Origin of the sequence: Corynebacterium mycetoides (genome assembly GCF_900103625.1) — a bacterium.
Taxonomy (GTDB): domain Bacteria; phylum Actinomycetota; class Actinomycetes; order Mycobacteriales; family Mycobacteriaceae; genus Corynebacterium; species Corynebacterium mycetoides.
On sequence record NZ_LT629700.1, the window covers coordinates 345,970 to 360,382 of the forward strand.

Sequence of the window (14,413 nt, forward strand, 5' to 3'; positions counted from 1 at the left end):
GAGGGCATGCGTCTCGTCATTGCCCAGTGCTCCGTTGACTACATCGGACGGCTGGATGCGCACCTGCCGTCCGCTCTCCGGCTCATCATGGTCAAGGCCGACGGCTCCGTATCCATCCATGCCGACGACCGCGCGTACAAGCCCCTGAACTGGATGACGCCGCCGTGCACGCTCCGGGAGGAAGCCGTCATCGACCTCGACGGCGAGGACACCGGCGAGCAGCTGTGGATCGTGGAGAACACCAAGGGGGAGCAGCTGCGCATCACGTTGGAACGGATCGTCAGCGACACCTCGGTGGATCTGGGCGACGATCCGGGCCTGGTCAAGGACGGGGTCGAGGCCCATCTGCAGGAGCTTTTGGCGGAGCACATTCAGACCCTGGGCGCGGACTACTCGCTGATTCGCCGGGAGTACCCGACCGCGATCGGGCCGGTAGACATCCTCGCCCGCGACCCCCAGGGTCACACCGTGGCGGTGGAGGTCAAGCGCCGCGGCGGGATCGACGGGGTGGAGCAGCTCACCCGCTACGTCGACCTGCTCAACCGCGACGAGCTGCTGGCGCCGGTGCACGGGGTGTTCGCCGCGCAGGAGATCAAGCCCCAGGCGCGCACCCTGGCGCAGGACCGGGGCTTCCGCTGCCTCGTGCTCGACTACGACGAGCTGCGCGGCATCGAGTCCACCGAGCTGCGGCTGTTCTAGGGGGGCGTACACGAATGCCTCGCCGCAATCGCCGCAACAACATCACCCCCGGCTACGTCCTGCCACGCGACGGCTCAACGTTCGTGGGTACCCAGTACATGGAGGGCCCGCGCTGGGCCAACGGGGAGATTTACTGCGTGCGGCAGATCGGGTCGGCCGCGGCGACGAAGTTTTACGTCTGCCCCGGGTGCAACCAGAATATCCCGCCCGGGGTCGCGCACGTCGTGGCGTGGCCGCGGGACACGGGCCGCGGCGGGGAGGACAGGCGGCACTGGCACAAGCACTGCTGGCAGCGGCGGTGAGGACGCAGCTAGGCTGGGGGCCATGATTGTCGCCTTCTCTGTCGCCCCGACGACCACGTCCAACCCCACCGCTGAGATGGCGGGGGCCGTCGCCCGTGCCGTGCGCGTCGTGCGGGAGTCCGGATTGCCCAACGAAACAACCGCGATGTTCACCACCGTGGAGGGGGAGTGGGACGAGGTGATGGACGTGATCAAGCGGGCCACGGAGGCCGTCGCGGAGGTCGCGCCGCGCGTCTCGCTGGTGCTCAAGGCCGACATCCGGCCGGGGCACGAGAACATGCTGACAACCAAGATGGAGTCGTTGGACAAGCACTTGGAGGAGAACAACTGATGGCAGATTTCGGTCCTGGCGCCGTAGACCTGGGCAAGCTCGCGCAGCAGCCCGAGGCGCCCGCAGGCGACTTCGAGCCCGTGGTCTCCGTGACGGAGGAGACCTTGGAAGCCGAGGTGCTCCAGCTCTCCACGAGGATCCCGGTGATCGTGCACATCGGCACACAGCGCTCGCCGGACTCCCAGGCGCTGAGCGCGGCGTTTGCGCAGCTCGCGCGCGGGCAGCGCAGCTTCAGGGTGGCCTACGTCGACGCGGACGCGACACCCGCCGTGGCCCAGGCGTTCGGGGTGCGCGTTTTGCCCACGGTGGTGGCGCTCGCCGCCGGCCGCCCCGTGACAAGCTTCGAGGGCAACCAGCCGGCCGAGCAGCTGACGCAGTGGGTCGAGGCGCTGGTGGAGGGCGTCGGCAAGCAGCTGCCCGGGCTGGGGGAGCCTGAGCACGAGCGTGACGACGACCCCCGGCTCGACGCGGCGACCGCCGCGCTTAACGCCGGCGACTTCGACGCGGCGACGAAGATCTACGACGAGATCCTCGCCGAAGATCCCGCCAACGCCGAGATCAAGCAGGCGCGCGCAACCGTCGGGGTGCTCAAGCGGCTCGATCCCACCAACCGGACGACAGATCCCGTGGTGGAGGCCGACGCCGACCCGGGCAACGTGGACAAGCAGCTCGCGGCCGCCGACGCGGAGGTTGTCGCGGGCGCGCCCGAGAAGGCCTTCGATCGGCTGCTGGCGCTGGTCACCACCGACCCGCGGGCCAAGGAGCGGCTCCTGGAGCTGTTCACCCTGTTCGAGGCGGGGGATCCGCGCGTGATCGCGGCGCGGACCCGGCTCGCCTCGGCGCTGTTCTAGGCTGTCCTAGCGGGTGAGCGTGTAGTACTGCACGCTCATCGCGGGCAGGTGCAGGGACACCGAGTGATCGAAGTTGTCCCACTCGACGGGCTCGGTGTGCACAGTGCGCGGCAGCTCGTTGCCGGCGCCGCCGTAGACGGCGTCGTCGGTGTTGATGAGCAGCTGCCAGTTGCCCGCCTCCGGCAGGCCCAGGCGGTAATCCTGGTGCGAGGCCCCGGAGAGGTTGACCACGGCGAGCAGGGGCTGGCCGTCCACGCCCCAGCGCACGTACGCGAGCACGTTGTGCTCGTGGTCGTCGCCCTTGACCCATTGGAACCCCATCGGGGTGTTGTCCTGGCTAAACAGCGCCGGCGTGTCCCGGTAGACGAAGTTCAAGTCGCGCACCAGGCGCTGCACGCCAAGGTGATACTCGTGGGCCCAGCCGCCGCCGATGTTGTCCCAGTTGATGGAGTGCGCCTCGTCCCACTCGGTCGTTTGGCCCCACTCGCAACCCATGAACATCAGCTGCTTGCCCGGGTGGGAGAACATGTAGCCGAACAGGGAGCGCAGGCCCGCGGCTTTGTTCCAATCGTCGCCGGGCATGCGCTGCCACAGCGAGCCCTTGCCGTGGACCACCTCGTCGTGGGAGAAGGGCAGCACGTAGCGCTCGGAGAAGGCGTACACCAGCGAGAACGTGATCTCGTTGTGGTGGTAGTACCGGTGGACGGGATCGAGTGAGAAGTACTCCAGGGTGTCGTTCATCCAGCCCATGTTCCACTTCAGGGAGAAGCCGAGGCCGTCGGCGGCGGTCTGCGCCGTCACGCCGGGCCAGGCGGTCGACTCCTCGGCGATGGTGACCACGCCCGGGTGTGTGCGGTGCACGGTGGCGTTGGTCTCCTGCAGGAATTTCACGGCGTCCCAGTTCTCGCGGCCGCCCTGGCTGTTGGGCAGCCACTCGCCCGGGTTACGGGAGTAGTCGAGGTAGAGCATGGATGCCACCGCGTCGACGCGCAGCCCGTCGAGGTGGAACTCCTCGCACCAGTACAGCGCGTTGGCCACGAGGAAGTTGCGCACTTCGTTGCGGCCGAAGTCGAACACGTAGGTGCCCCAGTCCTTCTGCTCGCCACGGCGCCAGTCGGGGTGCTCGTAGAGCGCGGTGCCGTCGAAGCGCCCCAGCGCCCAGTCGTCCTTGGGGAAGTGCGCCGGGACCCAGTCGACGATCACGCCGATGTCGTGCGCGTGCAGCTCGTCCACCAGCGCGCGGAAGTCGTCCGGGGTGCCCCAGCGGGCCGTCGGCGCGTAGTAGCCGGTGACCTGGTAGCCCCACGAGCCGCCGAAGGGGTGCTCGGCGACGGGGAGGAACTCGACGTGGGTGAATCCGTTGTCCACAAGGTAGGGGACGAGCTCATCTTTTAAGGTGGCGTAGTTGGAGCCCTGCTTCCAGGAGCCGATGTGGCACTCGTAGACGCTCATCGGAGCGTTCGTGGGGTCGATGCCCACCCGGCGCTGCATCCAGTCGGAATCGTTCCACTCGTACGAGCTGTCGGCGGCGACGACGGAAACGGTCTCCGGCGGCGCGAGCGTCTGGCGGGCCATCGGGTCGGCCTTGTCCAGGCGGACCCCGTCCGCTGTCTGGATGGCGAACTTGTAGTGGGCGCCGGCCTCGATGCCCGGGATGAAGACCTCCCACACGCCCGTGGCACCGAGGGTGCGCATCGGGTACTGGTTCGGGTTCCAGCTGCAGAAGTCCCCGACCACGGCTACACCCTGGGCGTTCGGCGCCCACACGGCAAACGATGTGCCGGTGACCTCGCCGAGGGTGGTCTGGTAGGTGTGCAGGTTGGCCCCCAGCACCTCCCAGAGGCGCTCGTGGCGGCCCTCGCTGATCAGGTGCAGGTCGAGCGAGCCCAGGGTGGGCAGGAAGTGGTATCCGTCGGCCACGATGACGCTCTTGCCGAAGGGGTAGTGGATGCGCAGGCGGTAGTCGGGCGCGCGTTCGTCGTCCAGGCCGATGACCCAGATGTCGTCGCCGATCGGCTCCATGTCCAGGTGCTCGTTGTGGATCAACAGCTCCACCTTGGTCGCCCCGAGCTGGCGGGTGCGCACGACGGAGCCCCCCGGAACCGAGTGCCAGCCGTAGAAGTCGTGCGGCGCGTGGTGCTTGCACTCGATCAGGCGTGCGCGGTCGTGGTCGGGGATGAGGAGCTGGGAGGTATTGCTCGTCATGGGAGGAGTCCTTCGTGCTGGTTCGGTGGGGCTAGTAGTGCGTGCTTTACGACGCTACCGAATTTCCATTTGACGCGGGTACGACAGATTACGGCCGGTAGTCGTGATCCGGGATGACGCGGAACGCGAGCTGCTCGCGCCGCTCGGGCGCGACGTTCGGGAGGCGGAAGACGTGGGCGACATTGGCTTCCGGGATGAGGCGCACGAAGTTGTCCGTGCTCCACGTGTAGGTCGCACCGGTAATTAAGTCGTGGACGTCGAAGCTCTCTCCGGGGTTGAGCCCGATTGCCTCCGCATCGATGTGCACCATGGCCTCCTGGGTGGCGGACGGGTCGAGGTTGACCACCACCAACACGGCGTTTCCGGTGACGGCATCGACCTTGGAGTAGGCCATGATCTGGTCGTTGTAGACCTCGTGGAAGTGCACCTGCCGCAGCTGCTGCAGCGCAGGGTTGTCCCGACGCAGCTCGTTGAGCAGGGTGATGTAGGGCTCGAGGGACTCGCCGCGCGCGAGTGCGGACTCGAAGTCGCGGGGGCGCAGCTCGTACTTCTCGGAGTTCAGGTACTCCTCGGATCCGGGGGCGACCGGCTCGTGCTCGTAGAGCTCGAAGCCGGAGTAGACGCCCCACAGCGGGCTGAGCGTGGCCGCGAGCGTGGCGCGGATCGCGAACGCAGCCTTGCCGCCCGTCTGCAGGGACGCGTGGAGGATGTCGGGGGTGTTGACGAAGAGGTTGGGGCGGGAGACGTCCGCGACGTCGACAAGCATCGTGGTGAAGTCCTCGAGCTCGGCCTTGGAGGTCTTCCACGTGAAGTGGGTGTAGGACTGCGAGAACCCGATCTTGGACAGCCCGAACATGCGCGGCGGGCGCGTGAACGCCTCGGCGAGGAAGATGACCTCGGGGTGCGTCTCGTGGACCTCGGAGATGAGCCACTGCCAGAAGTTGACGGGCTTGGTGTGCGGGTTGTCCACGCGGAAGGTGGTCACGCCGAGCTCGACCCAGTACATGATCACGCGGTAGATCTCCGCGTAGAGCACGTCCGGGTCGTTGTCGAAGTTGATCGGGTAGATGTCCTGGTATTTCTTCGGGGGGTTCTCGGCGTAGGCGATGGTGCCGTCGGCAAGCACCGTGAAAAACTCGGGGTGCTGCGTGGCCCACGGGTGGTCGGGGGCCGCCTGGAGGGCGAAGTCGAGGGCGACTTCCAGGCCCAGCTCGCGGGCGTGCTGCATCATCGCCAGGAACTCCGCCTCGCCGCCGAGCTCGGGGTGGAAGGCGTCGTGGCCGCCCGCGGCGGAACCCACCGCCCACGGCGAGCCCACGTCGCCTTCTACGGGGGTCAGCGAGTTGTTGCGGCCCTTCCGGTTGACCTCGCCGATGGGGTGGACCGGCGGGAAGTAGACGGTGTCGAAGCCCATCGCGGCCACGCGGTCGAGCGCGACGGAGGTGGTCTGCCAGGTGCCGTGGACGGGGCGGCCAGCACTATCGACGCCGCCGGTGGAGCGGGGGAACAGCTCGTACCACGAGTTCACAAGGGCCTCCCTGCGCTCGACGAGCACGTCGCACACCGGACCGTGCGTGACCAGCTCGCGCAGCGGGTACTCGGCCAGGATCTCGAGCACCTCCTCGCTCAAGCCCGCCTCGATGCGCTCGCGCAGCGGCGCGGAGGTGTCCGCCAGCAGTGCGGCGACCTCCTCGAGCACCTCGCGGTCGCCCGCGGGGGTCTGGGCCGCGGCGCGCGCGAACAGGTCGATGCCGTGGGCTACGTCGTTGGCCAGCTCGGCCTCGCCCTGGCCCGCGGCCAGCTTCTTGGACACCGCGTTGCGCCACGTCGCCATGACGTCGCCCCACGCGTCCACGCGGAAGCGCCACATGCCCTCGGTGTCCGGGACGAACACGGCGTGGACGTAGTCGGGGCGGTACACCTCCTGCTGCATGTGGATGGAGTACTGCTTCGCGTCCGGCGCGGTGAGAACCAGGGTCGCCGCGACGGCGTCGTGGCCCTCGCGCCACACCAGCGCGGAGACGGGAACTACCTCGCCCACAACGGCCTTGGAGGGTAGTGTGCGCCCGGATACCTGGGGGCGAACGTCATCAATGCCAAATCGTCTGGTCATCTTTTCGCGAAATCCTTACGTTTCCCGTGGGTGCGCTCTTATTCATCCAAAACCAACAGTAGCCACTGCGGGCCAGACGCGCCGGGCGTTACGGCGACACGGAACGCCTGCCGCCCATCGGCGGGTGTTTAGGCCACAATGGGAGGCGTGACTGAACGCGTGCTACCCCCCGAGACCGACGACGTATCCGACCCCGACCTGCTCATCGACTTCCGTGGCGTGGAATTTATCCGGGACGGCGCGACGCTGGTAGGCCCCGTGGACTGGCAGGTCGAGCTGGACGAGCGCTGGGTGGTCATCGGGCCCAACGGCGCGGGCAAGACCACCTTGATCCGCATGGCCTCGGCGCAGGAGTTCCCGTCGGCGGGTGTGGCCTTCGTGCTGGGGGAGCGCCTCGGCCGCACCGACATGCGGGATCTACGCGCGCAGATCGGCGTGACGTCCTCGGCCGTCGCGCAGCGGGTGCCGGCGGGCGAGAAGGTGGGCGACCTCGTGGTCTCCGCCGGCTACGCCATCCTCGGCCGCTGGCGCGAGGATTACGACGAGATGGACTATGAGCAGGCGGTGGAGGTGCTCGAAGAGGTCGGCGCGATGCACCTGGCGGAGCGCACCTGGGGCACCCTGTCTGACGGCGAGCGCAAGCGCGTGCTCATCGCCCGGGCGATTATGACGAACCCGGAGTTGCTCATCATGGACGAGCCGGCCGCGGGCATGGACCTCGGCGGCCGCGAGGATCTGGTGGCCTACCTCGGAGACTTGGCGATGGACCCGGACGCGCCGGCGATCGTCATGATCACCCACCACGTGGAGGAGATCCCGCCGGGGTTCACCCACGCCATGCTTCTCGACGAGGGCAGCGTTGTCGCCCAGGGGCTCATCGACGACGTGCTCACCTCCGATAACGTCAGCCGCGCCTACCACCAGCCCATCGAGGTCATCGTCGACCAGGGGCGCTACAGCGCGCGACGCCGGCGCCGCGGGGGGACGCACCGCGCCGGGTAAGATGCCCGTAGGAAAGAGGTGAGTGATGTGACCGGGTCCGCAGGGCACAACGGAGCGCGCCTCGCCAGCACTGTGATTCTGACGCGCGACGGGTCACACGGCCTCGAGGTGTGGGTGTTCGAGCGCGTCATGACCATGCCCAATTACCCGGGCATGACCGTGTTCCCCGGCGGCGGGGTGGACAGCCGCGACTTCCCGCCTCACGCGGGCACCCCCGACCTGTGGCACGGCCGCAGCGCCCAGTCGCTCGCCGCGCAGCTCGGCCTCGGTGCGGACACGGCGCACGCTCTCCTGTTTGCCGCGGTCCGGGAGCTGTTTGAGGAGACCGGGACGCTGCTGGCCGTCGACAAGCGAGGCCTGCTGCCCGAGGACGCGCGGCCCTATCACAGCCAGCGACTCGGCCTGGAGTCCCACGAGCTGTCGCTGACCGACGTCCTGCACGCGAACAACCTGCGCGTCTCCGCCGACCTCATCGCGCCGTTCGCGCGCTGGGTGGGCCGCTCCGCGCGCGGCACGGCCTTTGACACCTTCACGTGGCTCGCGCAGCTGCCCGAGGGCCAGGAGCCGGACGGGGCGACCGGCGAGGCCGACGACGCCAACTGGTTCCCGCCGGGCCTGCTTCTCGACGGCTGGCGCGTCGGCCTCGTCCGCTTCGCCCCCTCAACCTGGGCCCAGCTTCTCGACGTCTCCGAGTACGCCACGTCAGCCTCCCTGTGGGAGGCCACCAGGCGCGACGGCGGCGCGGACATGTCCCCCGTGATGGACGACGCCGCCGACAACCCGCGCTACCAGGAGTTCTTCACCAAGACCCCCGAGGACCGGATCGGGAGGCCATTTGAGCTTTAGCACCGAAGATGTCCGCTACCTCGCCAGCCACGCGGAGGACATCGCGGAGGCGACCGCCCAGCTGGCGCTGACGAAGAAGTCGCTGTTCGCCGACCGCCGGGTGGTCGCGGAGCGTTTCGGCGACCACGCCCGCGCCGTGATGGAGCTCGCCGCCGCGCGGCGCGCCGGGGCCGGCAAGTTCGACCCGCGCTGGCTCGCGGACGCCGACGCCGCGCAGCAGGCCACGCCTCTTCCCGTCGCGCGGCTGCGGGCGCGCCGCATCGCGGAGCACGGGGCCGAGCTGGTGCACGATGTCACGTGCTCCGTGGGTACGGAGGCCCCCGTGTACGAGGGCGTGCAGTGGATGGGGTCCGACCTCGACGCCTCCCGCCTGCTCATGGCCCGGCACAACCTGGGCGCGCAGTCGTGGCTGGTGCAGGCGGACGCGCTCACCCCTGTGAGCCACGGCGCGGTGATCGTGGCGGATCCCGCCCGCCGGGCCGGCGGGCGCAGAATCTCCGACCCGGCCAAGCTCATGCCCCCGCTGCCTGACCTCATCGAAGCCCACGCGGGCGCAGAGCTGGCGGTCAAGTGCGCGCCGGGCATCGATTACTCCGGGTGGGACGGCCTGGTCAGCGTGGTCTCGGTCGACGGCGCCGTCAAGGAGTCGTGCCTCTACACCCCGGGGTTGGCCGGAGGCCTGGCGCGCGAGGCGGCGGTGCTGCGCGCGGACGGGTTCGAGGAGAGGGTCGTGTCAACCGGCCCGGTGGACGAGGCCGACGTGCCGGTGGGTGGCGCCCAGCGCTACATCATCGATCCTGACGGGGCCGTCGTCCGCGCCGGGCTCGTGCGCAGCTGGGCCGCGCGCCACGGGTTGTCCATGCTGGATGCCCACATCGCGTACGTGACGGGTCCGTCCATTCCTGCCGGCTACAGCGGGTTCCCTTTCATCGAGGCGGTCCCGCTGCGCAAGCTCAAGGCGGCGCTGGCCGCGCACGGGGCCGGCGCGGTGGAGATTCTCGTCCGCGGGGTGGACGTGGACCCCGACCAGCTGCGCGCCAAGCTCAAGCTCAAGGGGGCGCGGCCCATGGCGGCCGTCATCGCGCGGATCGGCGATAGCGCGGTGGCCCACGTGTGCGGGGCGCGCGAGTGGGCGCAGGCCCCTCAATAGAGGCTTTACTCCGCGGCGATGAGGGCGTGGTTGAGTTCCGCGGTGGTCTGCTTCGGGATGAGCAGCGACGCCAGCGCGGACACCGCGAGGATGACCGCGCCAGTGATGAACGCCGTGGTGTATCCGGCGGTGGAGTCCGAGCCCTGCGGGGAGCCCGAGACCATGATCACGGGCAGGATGGCGAACGAGATGCCGGCGCCGAGGTTGAACGCCGCGGAGTTCATGCCGGGAAGGAAACCCTCGTTGTCTTTGGGGGAGTTGACCACGCCCAGGTTGTTGAGCACGATGTTGCCCACGCCGGCGTAGGTCACGCCGATCAGGATGACGGCTGCGACGAGCACCCACAGGCTGCGGACGCCGGCGAAGGCGAGCACCAGCAGCAGGAGCGCGGTGGCGATGTTGGCCGTGCGGATCAGGCGCGCGTAGCCGACACGCGGGGCGTAGCGGCCCGCGAACGGGCCGACGAGCCAGCCCACCAGCGCGTAGGGGGTCAGGAGAATCAGCGCGGCGAAGTCCGCGTTCAGGCCGAAACCGGCCGTGGGGTTCTGTGCGAGGGAGACGGCCACGCCGTTGACGGCCGCGAATACGCCCGTCATGGTGAGCACCGTGGTCAGCAAAAGGCCCCATGTCTGGCGGCGCGCTAGGTGCTTCGGGGCGACGAGCGGCTGGGAGTGCCTCTTCTCGTAGGTCCAAAACGCGGCGAAGACCGCGAGCCCGAGGACGGCCTGGGCCACGACCGCGAGCCAGTTCGCTGCGCCGGCCCTGCCGGCCTCGTTAACGGCGAGGGTGAGCGAGAGCACCGAGACGACGAGCAGCGCCGCGCCGCCCCAGTCCATCCTGACGTCGTCGGACGGCTTGGACTCGGGAGCCCACAGGGCAACCGCGGCGACGGCGACGCAGCCGATGATCGCGATGAGCCAGAACACGGAGCGGAACCCGAAGTTCTCGGCCATCCAGCCCGAGAGCAGCACGTCCAGGCCGGCGACACCGCCGTTAATGGCGGCGATGAGCCCCATGAGCGTGCCGAGGCGCACCTCGTCTTTGACCTGGCTGCGCAGGATGATCAGGGTCAGCGGGATGGTGGGGCCCGCGAGGCCCTGCAGGGCGCGGGCGGCCAGCAGAACCTGGATGTTCGGGGCCAGCGCCGCGAGCACGCCGCCCAGGGACATGACTGCCAGCATCACGAGGAGCACCTTGCGGCGGCCGATGATGTCGGAGAGGCGGGGCAGGAACAGCCCGCACATGGCGCCGCAGGTGAAAAACGCGGTCTGGGTCAGCCCGACCGCGGCCTCGTCGGTGCCCAGCTCGCGCGCCATGGTGGGCAGCACGGGAGACAGCATGGAGGCATTGAGCTAGAACGCCACCGCCGCGGTGATGAGCACCGACATCAGCAAGGTGATGCCGCCGCGCCGGGAGTCCACGGGGTCGGCGGGCTGCGCCGGGTCCGAGGCGGCCGGGAGTTGTGTTGTCATGGGTTGTCCTTGGGAGTGAAGGTGGGGTGAGGGCATAAGGATTTACGCGAAGTTGGTGTTTCCGATGCACGTCAAGGCGTCGACAAGCAACTGCCAGAAGCGCTCGACGTCGACATCGACGCCGACGCGGTGCACACCTGCGCCGCTCACGGCATCGAGTCCGCGCCCGAGCTCGTAATCGTCGGCCACCCCGAGGGCGGAGGGGTCCTTACCCTCGACCGGGTCCCAGGTGCGGCGCAGGTCCACGACCGTCATGCCGCGGGTGAACTCGCCCCGCGTTTCCACCTGGATGGGGGCGGCGACGGTGCGCAGCACCGCGGGGTCGGCGACGGCCGCGACGGCGAGCGGGTCGTGCATCGGCGGGCCGGGGTAGCGGCGTTCCTTCATGTACGAGCCGCCGAAGAACTCCACCAGCTCCGCGATGAAGCGGGCCACATCCGTGCCCACGCCGCTGAGCTGGGCCATGCGCTCGGGCGTGGCCAGAACCTTGTGGGTGACGTCGAGGCCGACCATGGTCACGTCCCATCCGGCGCCGAAGACGATCTGCGCGGCCTCCGGGTCGCCGAGGATGTTGAACTCGGCCGCCGGGGTCATGTTGCCGGTATTGTGGCCACCACCCATGAGCGTGACGCCCGCGACGCGCCCGACGAGCTCGGGATAGGTGCGGGCGAACAGGGCGATGTTGGTCAAGGTGCCGGTGGGCACCAGCGTCACGGTGCCGGCCGGGTGCTGCCGGATGAGGTCGGCGATGAGCTCGATGGCGTGGCGCCCGTCGAGCTCGGCCCCGGGCGCGGGAAGCTGCGGGCCGTCGAGGCCGGAGTCGCCGTGGATCTCGTCGGGGATGAGCTGCGGCCCCACGAGCGGACGGTCGGCGCCGCGGGCGAACGGGACCCTCTCGATCGCCCCGACCCGGGCGAGCGCGAGGGCGTTGGTGGTGACCTTGTCCACGGTCTGGTTCCCGGCGACGGTGGTGACCCCGATCAGCTCGATCGACGGCGTGCCCCATGCGAGGAGCATGGCGATGGCGTCGTCGTGGCCGGGGTCGCAGTCGAGGATGATCTTGCGCGGTGTCTCTGCTGGCATTGTAGGCACTGTAGGCACTGTAGGCACTGTTGGCACTGTGTCTCCCTAGCGTTCGGTGTGTACCTAGGAGTCTAGGCGCAGCGGTCTAGGCTGAGACCCATGGCTTATTTGGACCACGCCGCCACCTCGCCGATGCGCCGCAGCGCGATTGACACCTGGGCCCGGTACGCCGGGGAGCTCAACCCGGGCGGCCAGTACGCGTCCGGCCGTCGCGCGAGCGCCGTTCTCGCCCAGGCCCGCGAGGACGTCGCCGAGCTTCTGGGCGCGGATCCCGTGGAAGTGGTGTTCACGGGCTCGGGTACGGAGGCGAACAACCTCGCGGTGCGCGGGCTGTACCGGTCCTCCCCGCTCGACCGGGTGGTCTCCAGCCCGATCGAGCACCCCGCGGTGCTGGAGACGGTCAAGGCGCTTGCCGTCGACGGGGCGCAGGTCGACTACCTCCCGGTCTCCCCGCAGGGTTTCGTCACCGACCTCTCCGCGCTGGACACCCCCGCCGCGGTGGCCGCGCTCATGTGGGCAAACAACGAGACGGGGGCGATCCAGCCGATCGAGCAGGCCGCGGCTCGGGCGCAGGAATCCGGCACCCCGCTGCACGTGGACGCGGTGCAGGTGGTGGGGAAGCTGCCGGTGGATTTCAGGGCACTGGGCGTGACGACGCTCGCCGCCAGCGCCCATAAGTTCGGCGGCCCCCGCGGCGTCGGCATCCTGCTGGCCAAGCGGTCGCCGGCGCCCGCGCCCGTGCTCACCGGCGGCGGGCAGGAGCGCGGGCTGCGCCCCGGCACTGTGGACGTGGCGGCCGCGGCGGCGACGGCGGCCGCTCTCCGGGAGGCGGTGGCCGAGATGGAGGACGCCGCCTCCCGCGTGGCCGCGCTGCGCGACGAGCTCGTGCGAGCCGTCGTGTCCACGGTTCCGGACACGGTCGTGACCACCGCCGAGCCGGCGCTGCCGTCACACGCGCACTTCAGGTTCCCCGGCGCCAACGGGGATGCGCTGATCATGCTGCTGGATACGCGCGGCATCGAGGCGTCGACAGGCTCGGCGTGCGCGGCGGGGGTCAACCGGGCGAGCCACGTGCTCGAGGCGATGGGCGTGCCCGAGCGGGAGCTGTCCGGGGCGCTGCGGCTTACGCTTGGGCGGACCACGACCCGCGAGGACATCGACCTGGTGGTGCGCGAGATCGCGGATGTTGTGGAGCGGGCACGAGTGGCCGGTTCACTCTGAAGTTGCAGTTGTGATGTGTGTGTCGCGTGTGAATTCGGTGCGACGTATCCGGTAGCGTGCGCTGCATGCATGCACACCGGAGGCTTCACACCGTTTTCGCCGCACTCGTCGCGGCCGTTTTGACCACCGCCCTCGCCGTCGTCGTCCCGTTCAGCCCGACCTCGCGCACCGACGCCGGCGCGCAGAACATCCCCGGCATCGTCCAAGGAGTGGATGTCGCGGGCCACCAGCGCCCGGGAGGGCGGCCGATCGACTGGCGCACCGTCGCCGGCCCGGGCGGCCAGCACTTCGCCTTTGTCAAGGCCACGGAGGGCGAGGGCTGGAAGAACGAGTTTTACTATGAGGACGCCCACGCCGCCGCGGACGCCGGCCTCAAAGTCGGCGCCTACCACTACGCGCGGCCCGCGGAGAGCCCCGTGACCCAGGCGCAGCACTTCGCCGCGACGATCAACGCCGGCCCCGCGCTGTCCCTTCCCCCCGTGCTCGACCTCGAGGTGGATGAGGGATTGTCCCCGGTGGCGCTCGCCGCATGGACCGGCACGTTCTTGAGCGAGGTCGAGCGCGCCACCGGCGTCAAGCCGATGATCTACACCTACCGCTACTTCTGGTACGAGCGCATGGACAACACCTCCGCGTTCACCGGCTACCCGCTGTGGCTCGCCGCCTACCAGAACCAGGCGCCGCACCCGGTCGGCGGCTGGGACAAGATCTCGTTCTGGCAGCGCTCCGATTCCGGCCGCCTGCCCGGCATGCACACCCCGGTGGACATGAACGTGTTCAACGGCTCCGCGGCCGACCTCGGCGCGTTCTCCGTCGGCAACTACTCAGCCGGCGGCGGGGTGCTGGAATCCTTCCAGGTGCCGGAATCGGGCGAGCTTAACGTGCTCGAGCAGGACAACACCGCCCTCGTCGTCGCCATCCTCGGCCTGGCCACCGGAATCCTCGGCTCGCAGCAGATAACCGACGCCGCCGCCCAGTTCGGCTTCAGCCCGGACGACGCGAGCAACATCGCCGCCGCGGTGCAGAAGCTCGCCGCCGACGGCCGCCTGCCTGTCGACGACCTGCGCACCATGATGCTCGGTGAATACTCCGTCGGAGACCTGCTCATCCTGATCAACAACGCGCAGCATTAGGGTTC

13 protein-coding genes are annotated in these 14,413 nt (G+C 69.3%); 9 read left to right on the plus strand and 4 right to left on the minus strand.

What is annotated here, in order from left to right:
* The first annotated feature begins 6 nt into the window (after window positions 1-6).
* From nucS to BLS40_RS01780, 4 genes are read left to right on the plus strand one after another with little or no spacing between them, the layout of a single operon-like run.
* A complete protein-coding gene (gene nucS, locus BLS40_RS01765) occupies window positions 7-699 on the plus strand; it encodes an endonuclease NucS (RefSeq protein ID WP_092147960.1) in 693 nt (230 codons plus the stop codon).
* A 14-nt stretch (window positions 700-713) separates the two neighbouring features.
* A complete protein-coding gene (locus tag BLS40_RS01770) occupies window positions 714-1,001 on the plus strand; it encodes a hypothetical protein (protein ID WP_092147963.1) in 288 nt (95 codons plus the stop codon).
* Between the two features lie 22 nt (window positions 1,002-1,023).
* Window positions 1,024-1,332, plus strand: a complete 309-nt coding sequence (locus BLS40_RS01775; RefSeq protein WP_092147966.1) for a thiamine-binding protein — start codon at window positions 1,024-1,026, stop codon at window positions 1,330-1,332.
* Window positions 1,332-2,183, plus strand: coding sequence for a tetratricopeptide repeat protein (locus BLS40_RS01780; protein WP_092147969.1), 852 nt, complete (start codon window positions 1,332-1,334; stop codon window positions 2,181-2,183). Before BLS40_RS01775 ends, BLS40_RS01780 begins: the two co-directional genes overlap by 1 nt.
* A gap of 6 nt (window positions 2,184-2,189) precedes the next feature.
* Here the strand turns inward: BLS40_RS01780 and glgB are convergent, their stop codons facing one another.
* Both glgB and BLS40_RS01790 read right to left on the minus strand, forming a co-directional pair.
* The gene (glgB, locus tag BLS40_RS01785; RefSeq protein ID WP_092147972.1) at window positions 2,190-4,388 is read right to left on the minus strand and encodes a 1,4-alpha-glucan branching protein GlgB; all 2,199 of its coding nucleotides are present in this window, start codon (window positions 4,386-4,388) and stop codon (window positions 2,190-2,192) included.
* An 88-nt stretch (window positions 4,389-4,476) separates the two neighbouring features.
* Window positions 4,477-6,501, minus strand: coding sequence for a maltotransferase domain-containing protein (locus BLS40_RS01790; protein WP_092147975.1), 2,025 nt, complete (start codon window positions 6,499-6,501; stop codon window positions 4,477-4,479).
* 138 nt (window positions 6,502-6,639) lie between these two features.
* Between BLS40_RS01790 and BLS40_RS01795 the strand changes: the two genes are divergently transcribed.
* From BLS40_RS01795 to BLS40_RS01805, 3 genes are read left to right on the plus strand one after another with little or no spacing between them, the layout of a single operon-like run.
* Window positions 6,640-7,503, plus strand: coding sequence for an ABC transporter ATP-binding protein (locus BLS40_RS01795; protein WP_092147978.1), 864 nt, complete (start codon window positions 6,640-6,642; stop codon window positions 7,501-7,503).
* Window positions 7,504-7,521: 18 nt separating this feature from the next.
* On the plus strand, window positions 7,522-8,349 hold the full coding sequence (locus BLS40_RS01800) for an NUDIX hydrolase (RefSeq protein ID WP_092147981.1): 828 nt from the start codon (window positions 7,522-7,524) through the stop codon (window positions 8,347-8,349).
* Window positions 8,339-9,499 (plus strand): THUMP-like domain-containing protein, encoded by a 1,161-nt coding sequence (locus BLS40_RS01805; RefSeq protein WP_092147984.1) that lies wholly within the window; start codon window positions 8,339-8,341, stop codon window positions 9,497-9,499. Before BLS40_RS01800 ends, BLS40_RS01805 begins: the two co-directional genes overlap by 11 nt.
* A 5-nt stretch (window positions 9,500-9,504) precedes the next feature.
* On the opposite strand, the gene BLS40_RS01810 is transcribed toward BLS40_RS01805, so the two are convergent.
* On the minus strand, window positions 9,505-10,839 hold the full coding sequence (locus BLS40_RS01810; RefSeq protein WP_231908488.1) for an MFS transporter: 1,335 nt from the start codon (window positions 10,837-10,839) through the stop codon (window positions 9,505-9,507).
* 174 nt (window positions 10,840-11,013) lie between these two features.
* Window positions 11,014-12,054, minus strand: coding sequence for a nucleoside hydrolase (locus BLS40_RS01815; RefSeq protein ID WP_092147987.1), 1,041 nt, complete (start codon window positions 12,052-12,054; stop codon window positions 11,014-11,016).
* A 99-nt stretch (window positions 12,055-12,153) separates the two neighbouring features.
* Here BLS40_RS01815 and BLS40_RS01820 point away from each other — a divergent pair, with 99 nt between their 5' ends.
* Window positions 12,154-13,275, plus strand: a complete 1,122-nt coding sequence (locus BLS40_RS01820; protein WP_092147989.1) for a cysteine desulfurase family protein — start codon at window positions 12,154-12,156, stop codon at window positions 13,273-13,275.
* Between the two features lie 65 nt (window positions 13,276-13,340).
* Window positions 13,341-14,408 (plus strand): glycoside hydrolase family 25 protein, encoded by a 1,068-nt coding sequence (locus BLS40_RS01825; RefSeq protein ID WP_092147992.1) that lies wholly within the window; start codon window positions 13,341-13,343, stop codon window positions 14,406-14,408.
* Window positions 14,409-14,413: the final 5 nt, after the last annotated feature.

Excerpts from the sequence above, each read along its gene's own strand:
- nucS (WP_092147960.1), top strand. The coding sequence starts at position 7 with ATGCGTCTCGTCATTGCCCAGTGCTCCGTTGACTACATCGGACGGCTG.
- BLS40_RS01770 (WP_092147963.1), top strand. The coding sequence starts at position 714 with ATGCCTCGCCGCAATCGCCGCAACAACATCACCCCCGGCTACGTCCTG.
- BLS40_RS01775 (WP_092147966.1), top strand. The coding sequence starts at position 1,024 with ATGATTGTCGCCTTCTCTGTCGCCCCGACGACCACGTCCAACCCCACC.
- BLS40_RS01780 (WP_092147969.1), top strand. The coding sequence starts at position 1,332 with ATGGCAGATTTCGGTCCTGGCGCCGTAGACCTGGGCAAGCTCGCGCAG.
- glgB (WP_092147972.1), bottom strand. The coding sequence starts at position 4,388 with ATGACGAGCAATACCTCCCAGCTCCTCATCCCCGACCACGACCGCGCA.
- BLS40_RS01790 (WP_092147975.1), bottom strand. The coding sequence starts at position 6,501 with ATGACCAGACGATTTGGCATTGATGACGTTCGCCCCCAGGTATCCGGG.
- BLS40_RS01795 (WP_092147978.1), top strand. The coding sequence starts at position 6,640 with ATGGGAGGCGTGACTGAACGCGTGCTACCCCCCGAGACCGACGACGTA.
- BLS40_RS01810 (WP_231908488.1), bottom strand. The coding sequence starts at position 10,839 with ATGCTGTCTCCCGTGCTGCCCACCATGGCGCGCGAGCTGGGCACCGAC.
- BLS40_RS01815 (WP_092147987.1), bottom strand. The coding sequence starts at position 12,054 with ATGCCAGCAGAGACACCGCGCAAGATCATCCTCGACTGCGACCCCGGC.
- BLS40_RS01820 (WP_092147989.1), top strand. The coding sequence starts at position 12,154 with ATGGCTTATTTGGACCACGCCGCCACCTCGCCGATGCGCCGCAGCGCG.
- BLS40_RS01825 (WP_092147992.1), top strand. The coding sequence starts at position 13,341 with ATGCATGCACACCGGAGGCTTCACACCGTTTTCGCCGCACTCGTCGCG.